The 15,211-nt window shown below is 61.9% G+C and carries 17 protein-coding genes; 7 read left to right on the top strand and 10 right to left on the bottom strand.

Features of this window, described 5'->3' with window-relative positions; all coding sequences use genetic code 11:
• Window positions 1-130: 130 nt before the first annotated feature.
• Window positions 131-1,069, bottom strand: coding sequence for an aspartyl/asparaginyl beta-hydroxylase domain-containing protein (locus AC07OP_RS28255; RefSeq protein WP_115485916.1), 939 nt, complete (start codon window positions 1,067-1,069; stop codon window positions 131-133).
• A gap of 127 nt (window positions 1,070-1,196) precedes the next feature.
• On the bottom strand, window positions 1,197-2,171 hold the full coding sequence (gene cysK / locus AC07OP_RS28250) for a cysteine synthase A (protein WP_065938939.1): 975 nt from the start codon (window positions 2,169-2,171) through the stop codon (window positions 1,197-1,199).
• 129 nt (window positions 2,172-2,300) lie between these two features.
• Between cysK and AC07OP_RS28245 the strand changes: the two genes are divergently transcribed.
• The 3 genes from AC07OP_RS28245 (at window position 2,301) to AC07OP_RS28235 (ending at window position 5,501) form a co-directional block, all read left to right on the top strand.
• Window positions 2,301-3,377: a DUF748 domain-containing protein gene (locus AC07OP_RS28245; protein ID WP_027604256.1), complete on the top strand. Its 1,077-nt coding sequence runs from the start codon at window positions 2,301-2,303 to the stop codon at window positions 3,375-3,377.
• Window positions 3,378-3,477: 100 nt separating this feature from the next.
• Window positions 3,478-4,323, top strand: coding sequence for an AAA family ATPase (locus AC07OP_RS28240; RefSeq protein ID WP_065938937.1), 846 nt, complete (start codon window positions 3,478-3,480; stop codon window positions 4,321-4,323).
• A complete protein-coding gene (locus tag AC07OP_RS28235) occupies window positions 4,323-5,501 on the top strand; it encodes a vWA domain-containing protein (RefSeq protein WP_024074064.1) in 1,179 nt (392 codons plus the stop codon). The genes AC07OP_RS28240 and AC07OP_RS28235 overlap by 1 nt, the downstream gene beginning before the upstream one ends.
• A 42-nt stretch (window positions 5,502-5,543) precedes the next feature.
• Here AC07OP_RS28235 and AC07OP_RS28230 read toward each other — a convergent pair whose 3' ends face one another.
• The 4 genes from AC07OP_RS28230 to AC07OP_RS28215 all read right to left on the bottom strand — a co-directional run bounded on the left by AC07OP_RS28230 (window position 5,544) and on the right by AC07OP_RS28215 (window position 8,532).
• Window positions 5,544-6,086, bottom strand: a complete 543-nt coding sequence (locus AC07OP_RS28230; protein WP_065938936.1) for a hypothetical protein — start codon at window positions 6,084-6,086, stop codon at window positions 5,544-5,546.
• A 96-nt stretch (window positions 6,087-6,182) separates the two neighbouring features.
• Entirely contained in the window at window positions 6,183-7,094 is a 912-nt protein-coding gene (locus tag AC07OP_RS28225; RefSeq protein ID WP_495101226.1) for a 5-oxoprolinase subunit C family protein, read from the bottom strand.
• The gene (gene pxpB / locus AC07OP_RS28220; RefSeq protein WP_495101225.1) at window positions 7,091-7,795 is read right to left on the bottom strand and encodes a 5-oxoprolinase subunit PxpB; all 705 of its coding nucleotides are present in this window, start codon (window positions 7,793-7,795) and stop codon (window positions 7,091-7,093) included. Before pxpB ends, AC07OP_RS28225 begins: the two co-directional genes overlap by 4 nt.
• On the bottom strand, window positions 7,792-8,532 hold the full coding sequence (locus AC07OP_RS28215; RefSeq protein WP_495101224.1) for a 5-oxoprolinase subunit PxpA: 741 nt from the start codon (window positions 8,530-8,532) through the stop codon (window positions 7,792-7,794). Before AC07OP_RS28215 ends, pxpB begins: the two co-directional genes overlap by 4 nt.
• A 175-nt stretch (window positions 8,533-8,707) precedes the next feature.
• On the opposite strand from AC07OP_RS28215, the gene AC07OP_RS28210 reads away from it, so the two are divergent.
• Entirely contained in the window at window positions 8,708-9,622 is a 915-nt protein-coding gene (locus AC07OP_RS28210) for a LysR family transcriptional regulator (RefSeq protein ID WP_115485911.1), read from the top strand.
• Window positions 9,623-9,657: 35 nt separating this feature from the next.
• Here AC07OP_RS28210 and AC07OP_RS28205 read toward each other — a convergent pair whose 3' ends face one another.
• The 3 genes from AC07OP_RS28205 to AC07OP_RS28195 are packed head-to-tail and all read right to left on the bottom strand — an operon-like array spanning window position 9,658 to window position 11,552.
• Window positions 9,658-10,200, bottom strand: coding sequence for a DUF2937 family protein (locus AC07OP_RS28205; protein ID WP_027604263.1), 543 nt, complete (start codon window positions 10,198-10,200; stop codon window positions 9,658-9,660).
• 11 nt (window positions 10,201-10,211) lie between these two features.
• On the bottom strand, window positions 10,212-10,988 hold the full coding sequence (locus AC07OP_RS28200) for a class II glutamine amidotransferase (RefSeq protein WP_065928175.1): 777 nt from the start codon (window positions 10,986-10,988) through the stop codon (window positions 10,212-10,214).
• Window positions 10,989-11,018: 30 nt separating this feature from the next.
• Window positions 11,019-11,552 carry an MFS transporter gene (locus AC07OP_RS28195; protein ID WP_141157030.1) on the bottom strand — a complete coding sequence of 178 codons (534 nt, stop codon included), beginning with the start codon at window positions 11,550-11,552 and terminating at the stop codon, window positions 11,019-11,021.
• Between the two features lie 24 nt (window positions 11,553-11,576).
• Here AC07OP_RS28195 and AC07OP_RS28190 point away from each other — a divergent pair, with 24 nt between their 5' ends.
• Window positions 11,577-13,619: a S9 family peptidase gene (locus tag AC07OP_RS28190; RefSeq protein WP_495101223.1), complete on the top strand. Its 2,043-nt coding sequence runs from the start codon at window positions 11,577-11,579 to the stop codon at window positions 13,617-13,619.
• A 69-nt stretch (window positions 13,620-13,688) separates the two neighbouring features.
• Complete coding sequence (locus AC07OP_RS28185) at window positions 13,689-14,162, top strand: cyclic nucleotide-binding domain-containing protein (RefSeq protein ID WP_027604267.1); 474 nt, start codon at window positions 13,689-13,691, stop codon at window positions 14,160-14,162.
• Here the strand turns inward: AC07OP_RS28185 and AC07OP_RS28180 are convergent.
• Window positions 14,159-14,437 carry a hypothetical protein gene (locus tag AC07OP_RS28180; protein WP_027604268.1) on the bottom strand — a complete coding sequence of 93 codons (279 nt, stop codon included), beginning with the start codon at window positions 14,435-14,437 and terminating at the stop codon, window positions 14,159-14,161. The two genes, AC07OP_RS28185 and AC07OP_RS28180, sit on opposite strands and share 4 nt — an antisense overlap.
• A gap of 78 nt (window positions 14,438-14,515) precedes the next feature.
• Here AC07OP_RS28180 and AC07OP_RS28175 point away from each other — a divergent pair, with 78 nt between their 5' ends.
• On the top strand, window positions 14,516-15,202 hold the full coding sequence (locus AC07OP_RS28175) for a spermidine synthase (RefSeq protein ID WP_495101222.1): 687 nt from the start codon (window positions 14,516-14,518) through the stop codon (window positions 15,200-15,202).
• Window positions 15,203-15,211 lie beyond the last annotated feature (9 nt).

Here is a 15,211-nt window from a genome sequence, read left to right as displayed (position 1 = left end):
AACACAGGAGATCAAATGTGGGAGGGGGCTTGCCCCCGATAGCGGTATGTCAGTCAAAACATCTATGACTGATCCACCGCTATCGGGAGCAAGCCCCCTCCCACATTTTGACCGCGTCTAACGCTTCAGATCAGCCAAACAACCACTTCCACAGCAGTACCAACACCACTACCGCCAGCACCGGCCGCGCAATGCGGTAAGCCTTCGGATGCTTGCGCTTCCACTGCTTGACCACACCGCTGAACTTGTCGCTGAAGGTCTTGCTCCAGGCATACGCCTGGTTGATGCCGCCGACGCGCTCGTCGTCGAGGTTCTGCGGTGCGGTGGCGCGGCCCAGTTGCTTGCTGACCCAGCGGTTGACGCGGGTCATCAGGCGGTTGCTCAGGGGCCGCTCGATGTCGCAGAACAGGATCACGCGGGTCTTCTCGGTTTCGTTCTTCACCCAGTGCACGTAGGTTTCATCGAACATCACATCGTCACCGTCGCGCCAGGCGTATACCTGGCCGTCGACGAAGATGCGGCAGTCGTCGGAGTTCGGCGTGGACAAGCCCAGGTGATACCGCAGGGAACCGGCAAACGGGTCACGGTGCGGGTTGAGGTGGCTGCCGCCCGGCAACAGCGCGAACATCGCGCCCTTGACGTTGGGGATGCTGCTCACCAGCGCCACGGTTTTCGGGCACAACGCCTCGGCCGATGGCAGGGGTTTGTCGTACCACTTGAGGTAGAAACGCTTCCAGCCTTTCTTGAAGAACGAACCGAAACCGGCATCGTTGTTCTTTTCCGCGGCGCGGATGTAACCCTCGTCGAACAGGTGCATGGCCTCTTCGCGGATCACTTCCCAGTTGTCCTTGAGCACGTCCAGTTCCGGGAACTTGCTGCGGTCCAGGTACGGCTTGGACGGCACGGCCGAAAACAGGTACATCAAGGCGTTATAGGGGGCGAACAGCGCCGAATGGTTGACGAACTGGCGCAACATCGGCAAACGGGCCTTGCCGCGCAGGTGCACGTACAGCGTGCTGCCGATGAACAGCAACAACACCGACAGTTTGGCGGCCAAAGAAAAGGTCATGCAGCAACTCCTGGAAATAAGCGCCTGGCCAACAGCCTCCCGGCGACGGGAGGCCAGACGTGACAGCCGGCCATGATAAACAGTTGGGCCATTATGCAGAAGGCCCAGGCTGACCGGCTGACATAAATCAAGCCTGGTTTTCCTGCTCGGTAAACAAATCGCTGAACAGCATGCTCGACAGGTAGCGTTCACCGGAGTCCGGCAGGATCACCACAATGGTCTTGCCCTGCATTTCCGGCTTCTCGGCCAGGCGCACGGCCACGGCCATAGCGGCACCGCAGGAAATACCGCACAGGATGCCCTCTTCCTGCATCAGGCGCAGGGCCATGGCCTTGGATTCGTCGTCGGTCACCAGTTCCACGCGGTCGACCATCGACAGGTCGAGGTTTTTCGGCACGAACCCGGCGCCAATCCCCTGGATCTTGTGGGGGCTGGGCTTGATCTCGGCACCGGCCAGGGCCTGGGTGATCACCGGCGACACCATCGGCTCGACAGCCACCGACAGGATCGGCTTGCCTGCGGTGTTCTTGATGTAGCGCGACACACCGGTGATGGTGCCACCGGTGCCCACGCCCGCCACCAGCACGTCCACGGCGCCATCGGTGTCGTTCCAGATTTCCGGACCGGTGGTTTTTTCGTGGATGGCCGGGTTGGCCGGGTTTTCGAACTGGGCCGGCATAAAGTAGGTGGCCGGGTCACTGGCGACGATTTCGCCGGCCTTGTCGATAGCACCCTTCATGCCCTTGGCCGGCTCGGTCAGGACCAACTCGGCGCCGAGGGCCTTGAGCACCTTGCGGCGCTCGATACTCATGGACGCCGGCATGGTCAGCAGCAATTTGTAGCCACGGGCGGCAGCGACAAAGGCCAGGCCGATACCGGTATTGCCGGAAGTCGGTTCCACGATGGTCATGCCCGGCTTGAGTTTGCCGGTGCTTTCGGCGTCCCAGATCATGTTTGCGCCAATGCGGCACTTCACCGAATAGCCCGGGTTACGCCCCTCGATCTTGGCCAGGATGGTCACGCCACGCGGTGCGATACGGTTGATCTGAACCAGGGGCGTGTTACCGATGGAGTGCGCGTTGTCTGCAAAAATGCGGCTCATGGCGGGTCCTATTAGGCGGTTTTCAGAAAGGCTCCAAGGGTATGCCTCGTGCTGCAAAGCGTCCAGTCGAAGGAACGTTGCACCTGCCGCAGGGGTCCACCGCACCAGTATGGACAGAGGGCTCTCCCCATGAAACGTCGCTACAGCTGGCCACTATGGACCATTGCCGGATTGCTGGTGGTCCTGGTCGCCGTGAGCATCGCGCTCCCCTACCTGGTGCGTAACTACCTGAATGACAAGCTCGCCGACATGGGCGATTACCGCGGCCAGGTGACCGACGTGGACCTTGCGCTATGGCGTGGCGCGTACCGGATCAACGGCCTGGAGATCGTCAAGGTCGACGGCAAGGTGCCCGTCCCGTTCGTCAAGGCGCCGCTGATCGACCTGGCGGTGAGCTGGCACTCTCTCTGGTACGACCACGCGGTGGTGGCCAAAGTGCTGTTTATCAAGCCCGAGGTGAACTTCGTCGACGGCGGCGCCAACAAGCAAGCCTCCCAGACCGGTAAGGGCACCGACTGGCGCGAACAGTTGAGTAAGCTGGCCCCCATCACCCTCGACGAAGTGCGCATTGAAGACGGCAAGATCGCCTTCCACAACTTCAGCTCCAAACCCGTGGTGAAGATCGACGCGACCGACGTCAACGCCAGCTTCTACAACCTGACCAATGTGGTCGACGTCAAAGGCCGGCGCGACGCGCGCTTCGACGGCAAGGCCCTGCTGCAAGGCCAGGCTCCGCTGGAAGCCACCGCCACCTTCGACCCGCTGAGCAATTTCGAGAATTTCGAGTTTCGCTTTCGCGCCAGGGACTTGCAGCTCAAGCGCATGAACGACTTCGCCGCGGCCTATGGCAAGTTCGACTTCAAGGCCGGCACCGGGGACGTAGTGATCGAAGCCCAGGCGGAAAAAGGTCAGTTGACCGGGTACATCAAGCCTCTGCTGCGCGACGTGGAAGTCTTCGACTGGCAGCAGGACGTGGAGAACAAGGACAAGAACATCTTTCGTTCGATCTGGGAGGCCGTGGTGGGCGCCAGCGAGACCGTATTGAAGAACCAGGCAAAGAACCAGTTCGCCACCCGCGTGGAACTCAGTGGCAGCGTGCATCAGCAAAATGTCAGCGCGTTCTCCGCATTTTTGGCGATTTTGCGTAATGGTTTTATCCAGGCGTTCAATGCGCGCTATGAACAGCCCAAGCCTTCGGCGGATTGAGCCGTGACCGGTCATTCAGAGACTGAATAACCCGTCTGCGTTCACAGTCGCCGGGGCCGCGCGGTATAGTCCGGGCATTGATGAATTCGAGGAATGACCGATGAAGTTCGAAGGCACCCAGGCCTACGTTGCCACCGATGACCTGAAACTGGCCGTCAACGCTGCCATCACCCTGGAGCGTCCGCTGCTGGTCAAGGGTGAGCCCGGCACCGGCAAGACCATGCTCGCCGAACAACTGGCCGAGTCCTTCGGCGCCAAGCTGATCACCTGGCACATCAAGTCCACCACCAAGGCCCACCAGGGCCTGTACGAGTATGACGCGGTCAGCCGCCTGCGCGACTCGCAACTGGGGGTGGACAAGGTGCACGACGTGCGCAACTACCTGAAGAAGGGCAAGCTCTGGGAAGCATTCGAGTCCGAGGAGCGGGTGATCCTGCTGATCGATGAAATCGACAAGGCCGACATCGAGTTCCCCAACGACCTGCTGCAGGAACTCGACAAGATGGAGTTCTACGTCTACGAAATCGACGAGACCATCAAGGCCCGGAAGCGCCCGATCATCATCATTACCTCCAACAACGAAAAAGAGCTGCCGGACGCGTTCCTGCGCCGCTGCTTCTTCCACTACATCGCCTTCCCCGACCGCACCACCCTGCAAAAAATCGTCGACGTGCACTACCCGGACATCAAGAAGGAACTGGTCAGCGAGGCGCTGGACGTGTTTTTCGACGTGCGCAAAGTCCCCGGCCTGAAGAAAAAACCGTCCACCTCCGAACTGGTCGACTGGCTCAAGCTGCTGATGGCCGACAATATCGGCGAAGCGGTGCTGCGCGAGCGCGACCCCACCAAGGCCATCCCGCCCCTGGCCGGTGCCTTGGTCAAGAACGAGCAAGACGTGCAGTTGCTCGAACGCCTGGCATTCATGAGCCGTCGCGGTAATCGATAATGTTGCTCAACCTGTTCAATGAAATGCGCGCAGCCAAGGTCCCGGTGTCGGTACGCGAGCTGCTCGACCTGATCAACGCGCTGAAACAGCGCGTAACCTTTGCCGACATGGACGAGTTCTACTACTTGGCCCGGGCGATCCTGGTCAAGGACGAGCGGCATTTCGACAAGTTCGACCGCGCCTTCAGCGCCTACTTCAATGGCCTGGAAAAGCTCGACGACCACCTGCAGGCGCTGATCCCCGAAGACTGGCTGCGCAAGGAGTTCGAACGCTCGCTGAGCGACGAAGAGCGCGCACAGATCCAGTCCCTCGGCGGCCTCGACAAGCTGATCGAGGCATTCAAGAAACGCCTGGAAGAACAGAAGGAACGTCACGCCGGCGGCAATAAATGGATCGGCACCGGCGGTACCAGCCCGTTCGGCTCCGGCGGCTACAACCCCGAGGGCATTCGCGTCGGCGACGCCGGCAAGCGCCAGGGCAAGGCGGTAAAAGTCTGGGACCAGCGCGAGTACAAGAACCTCGACGACCAGGTGGAACTGGGCACCCGCAACATCAAGATCGCCCTGCGCCGCCTGCGCAAGTTCGCCCGCCAGGGTGCGGCCGAAGAGCTGGACATCGACGGCACCATCGACCACACCGCCCGCGATGCCGGGCTGTTGAATATCCAGATGCGCCCGGAACGGCGCAACACCATCAAGCTGCTGTTGCTGTTCGATATCGGCGGCTCGATGGACGCCCACGTGAAGATCTGCGAAGAACTGTTCTCGGCCTGCAAGACCGAGTTCAAGCACCTTGAGTACTTCTACTTCCACAACTTCGTGTACGAGTCGGTGTGGAAGAACAACCAGCGCCGCACCTCGGAGCGCACCTCCACCCAGGACCTGCTGCACAAGTACGGTGCAGATTACAAAGTGATCTTTATCGGCGATGCGTCGATGGCGCCGTATGAAATCACCCAGGCCGGCGGCAGCGTCGAGCATTGGAATGAAGAGCCGGGGTATGTGTGGATGCAGCGCTTCATGGCCAAGTACAAGAAACTGATCTGGATAAACCCGTATCCCAAGGATACTTGGGGTTATACAGCCTCGACGGGGATTGTGCGGGAGTTGGTGGAAGACCAGATGTACCCGCTGACGTTGCGTGGGCTGGAAGAAGGCATGCGCTTCCTGTCCAAGTGATGGCAGGCCTGTAGCCGAAGACATCGGCTACAGGTCCCTCACTCAGCAGTGCTCGCGGTCGATCCAGGCAAACTTGAGGAAGAGCGCGGCGAACCGCTTGACCAGTTCCGAATCCTGACGGTCGACCTTCCCATCATTGTTGACGTCCTGGTGGATCGAGACAGAGGCGCCACGACCATTACCGTCGCTGTACACCGCCGCCGAGTAAACAATGGTTTCATCTCGCGGCACCCCCTCCCCTTGATGAAAGTGCAAGCGCACCGTGTCGGGAATCCCGTTGTTATCAAAATCCCCGGCAAATACCTTCAGGTACTTGTCGAAGGGTTCGTCGAGGCTGAACCATTCGAACGCCAGAAACAGCTGGGCAAACTCGATGGCCATCTCTCGGTCCACGGTGTCGACAATGCCGTCCTGATTGAGATCGTCCGCAATGATCCAGTCGAACTGGCCGTCGTCGGTGATATCGAAGGCCGTGGCTCGATGGACAAGCGCGGGGGTCCTGGAATCGTCATAGAATTCCAGGTACACCACATCGGGAACATCGTTATCGAGCACATCTTGGGCAAAAATCTTCAAATAGCGCATGGAAAAGCCTGAATAGTGGATGAACCCATTCAGGTTTTCATGACTGCGCTAAAGCCGCGAAGACGACAAACACTGGCACTCCCGTAGGAGCTTTCTTTACAGCGCAAACCGGCGCAGAGACTCCACATGCTGCCGATGCGCCATTTCCTGCACCACCGGCACCAACCTCAGCTTTTCTCCCGGCAAACACTGCGCCAGCCGCGCCAGCGCCAATGGCGTCAAGGCGCCCAGGCGCGGATAGCCACCGATGGTCTGGCGATCATTGAGCAACACGATCGGCTGCCCATCCGGGGGCACCTGGATGCCACCCAACGGAATCCCTTCGGAAATCAGCGAAGGTCCCTGGTACTGCAAGGGCGTGCCCAGCAAGCGCATGCCCATGCGGTCGGCGCGGCTGTCCAGGGCCCACTCGGTGTTAAAGGCATCGAACAGGCTCTGGCCGCTGAACAGGCCAATTTGGGCGCCGACGATCACCTCCAGCGGCGCCTTGGCCGGCAACGCCTGTTCGCTCAGCACTTTCATCCCGCCGCCGGTACCGGAGTAGCCCAGTCGCCCGCCTTCAACCAAGGCCTTGCCGAAACCGTCCGGCCCGCCCAGCGCCTCACGTACCACCGTGGCGCAGCTGCCCAGCACATCCGGCGCATCAAACCCGCCGGGTGCCGCCAGGTAAGCCCGCGCGCCGCTGAACGGCTGGGTAAAGCGCAGGCGCTGGCCCTTTTGCAGGATAAAACTGCGCCCGGGGCTGATCGCACGTTCATCGATATACGCCCCCAGATCCGCCCCGGCCAGCGCCAACAGGCAATAGTCCTCGGCCTGCACGGTAAAGCCACCGAGGGTGATTTCCACCACCGGCGCGTCCAGCGCATTGCCCAGCAGCCAGTTGGCCCAGGACATCGACACCCAATCCAGCGCGCCGCCCTGGGTCACGCCCAGGTGGCGCACGCCAAAACGACCGGCGTCCTGCAGCAGGCACAGCGGCGTGCTGGCCTCGATGATCAAGCGGCTCATGCCTGCGCCTCCAACGGCGTGTCATCGCCACCCAGATTGATAAATTCGGCGTGGCTGACTGACTCAAAGCGCACCGTGTCACCGGGCTGCATCAGGCTGTAGCCATCGCGCTCGCGATCGAACAGCTTGGCCGGCGTGCGGCCGATCAGGTTCCAGCCACCGGGGGACACCACCGGATAGGCAGCGGTCTGTCGCTCGGCGATACCGACACTGCCGGCCGCCACGCGCTGGCGTGGGGTGCTCAGGCGCGGGGTGGCGAGGACTTCATCCACCAGCCCCATAAAGGCAAAACCGGGGGCGAAGCCGAGGGCGAACACCTGGTATTGGTGGGCGCTGTGGCGGCGGATCACGTCGTCGACGGACAAGCCACTGCGCTGGGCGAGCAACGTCAGTTCAGGGCCGACGCTCAGGTCGTACCACACCGGCAGCACATGGCATTGGCCGCTGCCCTGGGCCTGGGGTTGCAGGTCGGTCAGCGCCTGGTCGATCAATTCCCGCGCCTGGGCCGGGCTCAACGCCGTGAGGTCGTAATGCACCATCAAGGTGGTATAGGACGGCACCAGATCCACCAGGGCTGCGCCAAAACCGCTGCGCAGGCGCTGGGTGGCGGCGAGCATCCACGGCATATTGGCTTCGGCGATCACCTCGAACAGACGCACCATCAGGCAGTCGATCGCCACCACTTCAATCCGTGGCTTCATGCTGGCTTCAATGCCTCGCGGATACGCTTTACGGCGGCGACCGAACTGGCATTGTCGCCATGCACGCACAGGGTATTGGCGCGCAATAACAACGGGCTGCCATCGCTGGCGGTCAGGGGTTCGCCACGGGAAAGGGTCAAGGACTGCTGGACGATGACCTCTGGATCATGGTGCACCGCCCCTGGTAATTGACGTGAAACCAGATGGCCGTTGGCGTCGTAGGCACGGTCGGCGAAGGCCTCGAACCACAGGATCACCCCGTATTCGTCGCCCAGTGCCTGGGCCGCGCTGTTGTCGCGGGTCGCCAGCAGCATCAGCGGCAGGTCGCCATACGCGGCCACGGCCTCGATCACCGCACGCAGTTGCGCCGGGTTGGCCATCATGTCGTTGTACATCGCGCCATGGGGCTTGACGTAACTGACACGTCCGCCCTGGGCACGGCAGATGCCGTCGAGGGCGCCGATCTGGTAATGCAGCAGGTCCTGGATTTCCTGGGGGGTGTAGGTCATGGAGCGGCGGCCGAAGCCTTGCAGGTCCTGGTACGCCGGGTGTGCGCCCACCTGTACACCGTGCTTGAGGGCCAGGCTGACGGTCTTGCGCATGATGCTCGGATCGCCGGCATGAAAGCCGCAGGCCACGTTGGCGCAATCGATGAACGGCATGACCTCGGCGTCCAGACCCATGGTCCAGTTGCCAAAGCTCTCGCCGATGTCGCAATTCAATAGCAGACGGCTCACGCTGGTTGCTCCTGTAGGCTTTGTTTTTTTGTAGTGTGGGATTTTTTACACAGAACTCGCAACTTGTCCTGATACCCCAACGGCGCTTATCGTGGAATAGCCTGATTTTTGGCGTTTGCCCGGTGCGGCGTCCAACTAATAAAAACCGATCCATGCATAAGAAAAAGTTGATCCCATGAATTTGAAGTTCCTCGAAACCTTCGTCTGGGTGGCCAAGCTCAAGAGCTTCCGCCTGACTGCGGAGAAGCTGTTCACCACCCAGGCCTCGATTTCCAGCCGCATCGCCGTGCTGGAAAGCGAGCTGGGGGTAAAGCTGTTCCTGCGCGACTCCCGGGGCGTGAGCCTGACCCCGGAAGGCTTGAAGGTGCTCGATTATGCCGAGCAGATGATGGTGACCATGCAGGGCCTGAAACAGTCCCTGGAAACCACCAGCAGCAAGGTCGGGCGCATTCGCATCGGTGCAATGGACACGGTGATCCACACCTGGCTCAGCCCGTTGGTGGCGGAACTGATGGACCATTTCCCATTGGTGGAAATCGAATTGGTCGCCGATACCGCGCTTAACCTCAGCGATCAGCTGCAAAAAGGCTTTCTCGACCTGATCCTGCAAACCGACCTGCTGCGCCTGGAAACCGTGCGCAGCCTGGAGCTGGCCAGCCACCCCATGGCCTGGATCGTCGCCAGCCAGTCGATCTACAACCGCGACTACGCCTCCCTCGCCGAACTGGCCCAGGAGCGCATCATCACCTACTCGAAAAACTCCCACCCGCACCAGGACGTCATCAGCCTGATGCAAGCCAACGGCGTGGCCGCGCCACGGATGAACTGCGTGAACTCGGTGTCGGCGATTACCCGGTTGTTGCGCGATGGCTTCGGGATTGGTGCACTGCCGCCGGTGCTGGTCAGGGAAGAACTGGCGCGTGGCGAATTGGTGATGTTGCCGATGGCGCAGAAACTGCCGAACCTGCAGGTGGTGGTGTCGTGGCGCGTGGGGGTGGAATTGGTGGAGGAGATTGTCGGGCTGTGCCAGAAGGTCGTTACCCGCTATGCCGAGGAAGTCGGCGAAGAGCGGATGGTGCTGACCCCCTGACGAAACTCGATTAAAAACTGTGGGAGGGGCGGTCTTTAGAGACCTTTCAGGTCCCGCTCTTCGATTGGCCGGCTCTGGCGCAAGCGCTTGCCACCCAGCACCACCCAGTCGATCAGGCGGAACAGGCACTCCAGGCCAAACGACAGCAGCATCGCCCCGCCCAGGCCCCAGCCCATGGCTTCGGGGGTCAGCAGGATCTGGTAGCTGTAGCCGTTCCAGGTCTCCAGGCGGATATCCGGGTCGGCGGCCACCGCCACTTGCAGGGCACGGATGTACCACGGGCCTTGCATGGCCTGGAATTGCTTGTCCAATGCCACCTGGCGGTCAAGCATGGCGCCCAGGCTGTTGGCGTCGCTCTGGAACACCGGATCGTCGCTGGCGCGGTAATGCGCCACCAAGGCCTTCAAGTCACCGTTGAAGAACTGCCGCGCGGTGGTTTCAAACCCGCTCAGGCCGGTCTGGGCCTCGATCAGGTGGGCTTCGACGCGCTTGGCATAGTCGTTGATAAACCCCGGCACTTGCACGCCGACCAACAGGCCAATGGCAAACAGCACCAACCGCAGATAACTGAGCAACATGGTCGATATCCTTACTCGGTAACGCCCTGGCTGACGCATTCACCGCGTCGCCACAGGCTCCATTGGCCCGGTTCGTAGCGGGTCCAGTTTTCGTTGTCGGTCAACGGCTCGGTGGCGATCACCGTCACCACATCATTGGGGGTGGTTTCGGCCTGAAAATCGACGATCACGTCGACATCCTTCAGGCGTGCCGGACCAAACGGCGCACGCCGGGTGATCTGCGCCAGTTTGGTCGAGCAATAGCAAAACAGCCAGTCACCGTCGCTGAGCAGGCAGTTGAACACACCCTTGCTGCGGTATTCGGCACAGGCGGCGATCAGGTCCGGCAGCATCTGTTCGATGTCCACCGGCTCGGGGAAGGCCTCGCGCACGCGGTTGAGCAGGTCGCAGAAGGCCGCTTCACTGTCGGTATCGCCGACTGGCCGATAGAACGTAGCGCGGGGGTGGAAGTCCGCCAACTGGCCGTTGTGGGCGAAACACCAGTTGCGGCCCCACAGCTCGCGCACAAACGGGTGGGTGTTGGCCAGGCTCACCTTGCCGACGTTGGCCTGGCGGATATGCCCGATCACCACCTCACTCTTGATGGGGTAACGCTGCACCAGCAAGGCGACTTCCGACTCGCTGCTCGCGGCCGGGTCCTGGAACAGGCGCAGGCCACGGCCTTCGTAGAAAGCGATGCCCCAGCCGTCGCGGTGGGGGCCGGTACGCCCACCGCGCTGCATCAGCCCGGTAAAGCTGAACACGATATCGGTGGGGACGTTGGCACTCATGCCCAATAATTCACACATGCCAGGGCTCTCGCTGCAGGGCGGACAACGTTAAAGGCGCGGTTCTACCCGCATACCGCTCACCGGTGCAGGACGACGGAAAGGCTCGTCGTCTTCATCCACAGGCTCGGCGGCCAAGGCGGCGTCGGTGGCGGCCTTGCGCTCACGGCGGGCGTTGGCGGCGCGCTCGATGGGCCAGCGGATCAGCACAAACACGAGGTACACACCAAAGGCGATCATGGTGTACATGAACAAATCGGAAATCGCCCGCCAGGCGTTATTGCCGACCTTGAGCACCAGGTCCAGGGCCGTGATGGCCACGGCCGGCGCGAACTGAGTCTTGACCGGGTCGACGATGGTCGGGCTCAACAACAGCACGGCCATCAGCAATTGCAGCGGTTCGCGCAGCCAGCGCCAGATCCAGCGGGTCATGCGCCACCACACCAACAGGCAGCCCAAGGCAGCGAAGGCGTAAAGGCCCCAAGCGGTCAGATAGTCGTTCTCGGTCATGGTGTCCATGGCAAGGTAGGCAAACAGGCGGCTATGATAACGGCTTTTGCGTGTCGCGGCTGCAATGCCTGCCACCTTCCGCCAGACAGAGAGTGCTCCATGCCTTCATCGACCGCCCCGATTGCCCGTAAAGCCCCAGGCCAGGACCCGTACGCCTGGCTGCAAGAGCGCGACAGCGTTGAGGTCCTTGATTACCTGAAGGCCGAAAATGCCTTCCAGGAAGCCCGGCTCGCCGACCAGCAGGCCCTGCGCGAAACCCTGTTCGAGGAGATCAAGGGCCGCACCCTCGAAACCGACCTGTCCCTGCCCTCCCCCTGGGGCCCGTACCTGTATTACACGCGCACCACCGCCGGTGACGAATACGCCCGCCACTACCGCTGCCGCCGCCCGGCCGACGACAGCAACCAGGTGGACGACAGCAGCGAAGAGCTGTTGCTGGACCCGAACGTGCTGGCCAACGGCGGCTTCTTTTCCCTCGGCGCATTCAGCATCAGCCCCGACCACCAGCGCCTGGCCTACAGCCTCGATACCAGTGGCGAAGAGATCTACACCCTGTTCGTGAAGGAATTGGCCACGGGCAAAGTCAGCGAACTGGAGTTCCAGGATTGCGACGGCAGCATGACCTGGGCCAATGACAGCCTGACCCTGTTCTTCGGCGAGCTGGACGACACCCACCGCCCGCACAAGCTGTATCGCTACCGCCTGGATGGCACGGCGGCGCAGGAAGTGTTCCATGAGCCCGACGGCCGGTTCTTCCTGCATTGCTACCGTTCCAGCTCCGAGCGCCAGTTGCTGCTCTCGCTCGGCAGCAAGACCACCAGCGAGGTCTGGGCGCTGGATGCCGACCAGCCGCACCTGGACTTCACCTGCCTGGCGCCACGGGTCGAGGACCATGAATACGATGTCGACCACGGCCAACTGAATGGCGCGTGGACCTGGTTTATCCGCAGCAACCGTGATGGCATCAACTACGCCCTGTTTGTGGCGACCGACATTGGCGACGTGCCGACCGAGGATGAGTGGCAGAACCTGATCCCCCACAGCGATGACGTGATGCTCGACGGCGTCAGCCTGAACACCGGCGCCATGACCCTGAGCCTGCGCATCGGCGGCCTGCCGGTGATCGAAGTGCATCCCCAGGGCTTGTCGCCCTATCGCGTGGAGCTGCCCGACGCCGCCTACAGCCTCTACGTGCAAAACAGCCTGGAATTCGTCAGCGACAAGATCCGCCTGCGCTACGAAGCCCTGAACCGCCCGGCCCAGGTGCGCCAGCTGGAACTGGCCAGCGGCGCGCAGCAGGTGCTCAAGGAAACCCCGGTACTCGGCGTGTTCAATGCCGATGACTACGTCAGCCAACGCCTGTGGGCCACCTCCGTCGATGGCACCCAGGTGCCGATCAGCCTGGTGGTCAAGCGCGACCAGCTCGGCAAGCCGACTCCCTTGTACCTGTATGGCTACGGCGCCTATGGCTCAAGCCTCGACCCGTGGTTCTCCCATGCACGCCTGAGCCTGCTGGACCGTGGCGTGGCCTTCGCCATTGCGCATGTGCGCGGCGGTGGCGAACTGGGTGAAGCCTGGTATCGCAATGGCAAGCAGGAACACAAGCAGAACACCTTCAGCGACTTTATCGCGTGTGCCGAACACCTGATCGCCGAGGGCCTGACCACCTCCAGGCAACTGGTCATCAGCGGCGGCAGTGCCGGCGGCCTGTTGATCGGCGCGGTGCTCAACCAGCGTCCGGAGTTGTTCCAGGCGGCGATTGCAGAAGTGCCGTTTGTCGACGTACTCAACACCATGCTCGACCCGGAATTGCCGCTGACCATCACCGAGTACGACGAGTGGGGCAACCCCGAAGAGCCTGCGGTGTATGAACGCATCAAGGCCTACGCGCCGTACGAAAACGTCAGCGCCCAGGCCTACCCGGCCACGCTGGTGATCGCCGGCTACAACGACAGCCGCGTGCAGTACTGGGAAGCGGCCAAGTGGGTGGCCAAGTTGCGCGCGACCAAGACGGACGACAACCTGCTGTTGCTCAAGACCGAACTGGGTGCCGGCCATGGCGGGATGAGCGGTCGCTACCAGGGATTACGTGACGTAGCACTCGAATATGCATTTGTGTTCAAGGCGCTGGGGCTGGTTTAAGGAACTTAGCGGGGCGGTCCTGTCTGAACATTCAGACCGCCTCCTGATTGATGGACCAAGATTGCAGCCATGGCACTACCGACGCTAATGAATACCGAAATCCGCGACATGCTCATGGACTGCGGCCTGTTCGACCCGTTGTTGCCGGAAGACTTCTACGTCGCCGCCGGCTACTTCAATATCAGCAGCATTGCCGAGGGCGAGGTGATTTTCCTCGAGGGCGATGCCGGCACCTTCATGTGCATCATCCACAGCGGCCAGGTGGCGGTGCAGAAAACCAACCACACCGGCCAGCGCCTGACCATTGCCACCCTGCGCAGCGGCCGGGCCTTTGGGGAGATGGCCGTGCTTGACGGCGAGCGGCGCTCCGCCAGTTGCGTGGCCGCCAGCGACTGCGTGTTGTTGAACCTGGGCAAGGACGCCCTGGAAAAGATGCTCAATGAAACGCCGCGTGTGGCGGCGAAGATCATCCGCGCAATCGCCATCGCGTTGTCCAAGCGCCTGCGCATGGCCGATGGGCAATTACTCTCCCAACAGTTTTAACCGCCGGGGGTCTTCGGCTTGCTGTCGTTCTGCTGCAAGCCGGGCACCGTCTGATCCTTCGGCGGTGTCGGCAATACGATGGGCACCAACGGCGGTGAGCCGTTCGTCTTCGGCACGGCCGGCGGGGTGATCTGCGGATACAGCGTCGGCGTCGGCGTGCCCGGTGCGCCGGGGCTAGGTGCCGGCGCCACCGGTACGGTTTGCAACTCCTGAGCCTGCGCCGCACCCAATGCGAGCGCGCTCAACACAATGACCGTTAGAATGCTGCACTTCATCGATGGCTCCATGGCCTGACCGGAATGTCGTAAGGCTACTCCCAACCGTGCAAGAATGCCCTTCCCAATGAGATTTCCATGAAACGTTTCGTTCTGCTGGACACCACCCCGATCCCCGACAACGGCGGTGCCTTGTGCCTGTTCGAATACGGTGAAGACTTTGTCATCAAGATCCAGGGCGGTGACGGCGGCCAGTTGATGAACACGCGCATGCACGGCTCCGAAGACGCGCTGGCGGAAATCCCTTGCCGCAAGGTCGCGGGGCGCCCGGGCTCACGGGTACTGATCGGTGGGTTGGGCATGGGCTTCACCTTGGCCTCGGCGCTCAAGCACCTGGGCAAGACCGCCGAAGTGGTGGTGGCGGAACTGGTGCCCGGTGTCGTGGAGTGGAACCGGGGGCCATTGGGGGAAAAGTCCGGCCGCCCACTGCTGGACCCGCGCACGGTGATCCGCATGGAAGACGTGGCCAAGGTGCTGCAGGCCGAGCCCCAGGGCTTTGACGCGATCATGCTCGACGTCGACAACGGCCCCGAAGGCCTGACGCAGAAGGCCAACAGCTGGCTCTATTCCGCCGGTGGCCTGGCTGCCTGCGCCAAGGCCCTGCGGCCCAAGGGCGTGCTGGCGGTGTGGTCCGCCAGCGCCGACAAACTGTTCAACGACAAACTGCGCAAGGCCGGTTTCAAGGCCGAGGAAGTGCAGGTGTTTGCCCATGGCAACAAGGGCACCCGGCACACCATCTGGATTGCGGAGAAGCTCAAGGGCTGAGCACGCTTC

The organism is Pseudomonas sp. GW821-FHT09D08, from assembly GCF_059416305.1.
Note: the sequence above shows the minus strand (reverse complement) of the source record. Positions and strands in the feature narration are given on the sequence as shown.

Bases quoted from the DNA above. Each gene is read 5' to 3' on its own strand.
- AC07OP_RS28225 (WP_495101226.1), bottom strand. From the start codon at position 7,094: ATGAGCCGCTTGATCATCGAGGCCAGCACGCCGCTGTGCCTGCTGCAG.
- AC07OP_RS28175 (WP_495101222.1), top strand. From the start codon at position 14,516: ATGAAACGTTTCGTTCTGCTGGACACCACCCCGATCCCCGACAACGGC.
- AC07OP_RS28245 (WP_027604256.1), top strand. From the start codon at position 2,301: ATGAAACGTCGCTACAGCTGGCCACTATGGACCATTGCCGGATTGCTG.
- pxpB (WP_495101225.1), bottom strand. From the start codon at position 7,795: ATGAAGCCACGGATTGAAGTGGTGGCGATCGACTGCCTGATGGTGCGT.
- AC07OP_RS28230 (WP_065938936.1), bottom strand. From the start codon at position 6,086: ATGCGCTATTTGAAGATTTTTGCCCAAGATGTGCTCGATAACGATGTT.
- cysK (WP_065938939.1), bottom strand. From the start codon at position 2,171: ATGAGCCGCATTTTTGCAGACAACGCGCACTCCATCGGTAACACGCCC.
- AC07OP_RS28200 (WP_065928175.1), bottom strand. From the start codon at position 10,988: ATGTGTGAATTATTGGGCATGAGTGCCAACGTCCCCACCGATATCGTG.
- AC07OP_RS28205 (WP_027604263.1), bottom strand. From the start codon at position 10,200: ATGTTGCTCAGTTATCTGCGGTTGGTGCTGTTTGCCATTGGCCTGTTG.
- AC07OP_RS28210 (WP_115485911.1), top strand. From the start codon at position 8,708: ATGAATTTGAAGTTCCTCGAAACCTTCGTCTGGGTGGCCAAGCTCAAG.
- AC07OP_RS28235 (WP_024074064.1), top strand. From the start codon at position 4,323: ATGTTGCTCAACCTGTTCAATGAAATGCGCGCAGCCAAGGTCCCGGTG.
- AC07OP_RS28255 (WP_115485916.1), bottom strand. From the start codon at position 1,069: ATGACCTTTTCTTTGGCCGCCAAACTGTCGGTGTTGTTGCTGTTCATC.
- AC07OP_RS28240 (WP_065938937.1), top strand. From the start codon at position 3,478: ATGAAGTTCGAAGGCACCCAGGCCTACGTTGCCACCGATGACCTGAAA.
- AC07OP_RS28190 (WP_495101223.1), top strand. From the start codon at position 11,577: ATGCCTTCATCGACCGCCCCGATTGCCCGTAAAGCCCCAGGCCAGGAC.
- AC07OP_RS28180 (WP_027604268.1), bottom strand. From the start codon at position 14,437: ATGAAGTGCAGCATTCTAACGGTCATTGTGTTGAGCGCGCTCGCATTG.
- AC07OP_RS28185 (WP_027604267.1), top strand. From the start codon at position 13,689: ATGGCACTACCGACGCTAATGAATACCGAAATCCGCGACATGCTCATG.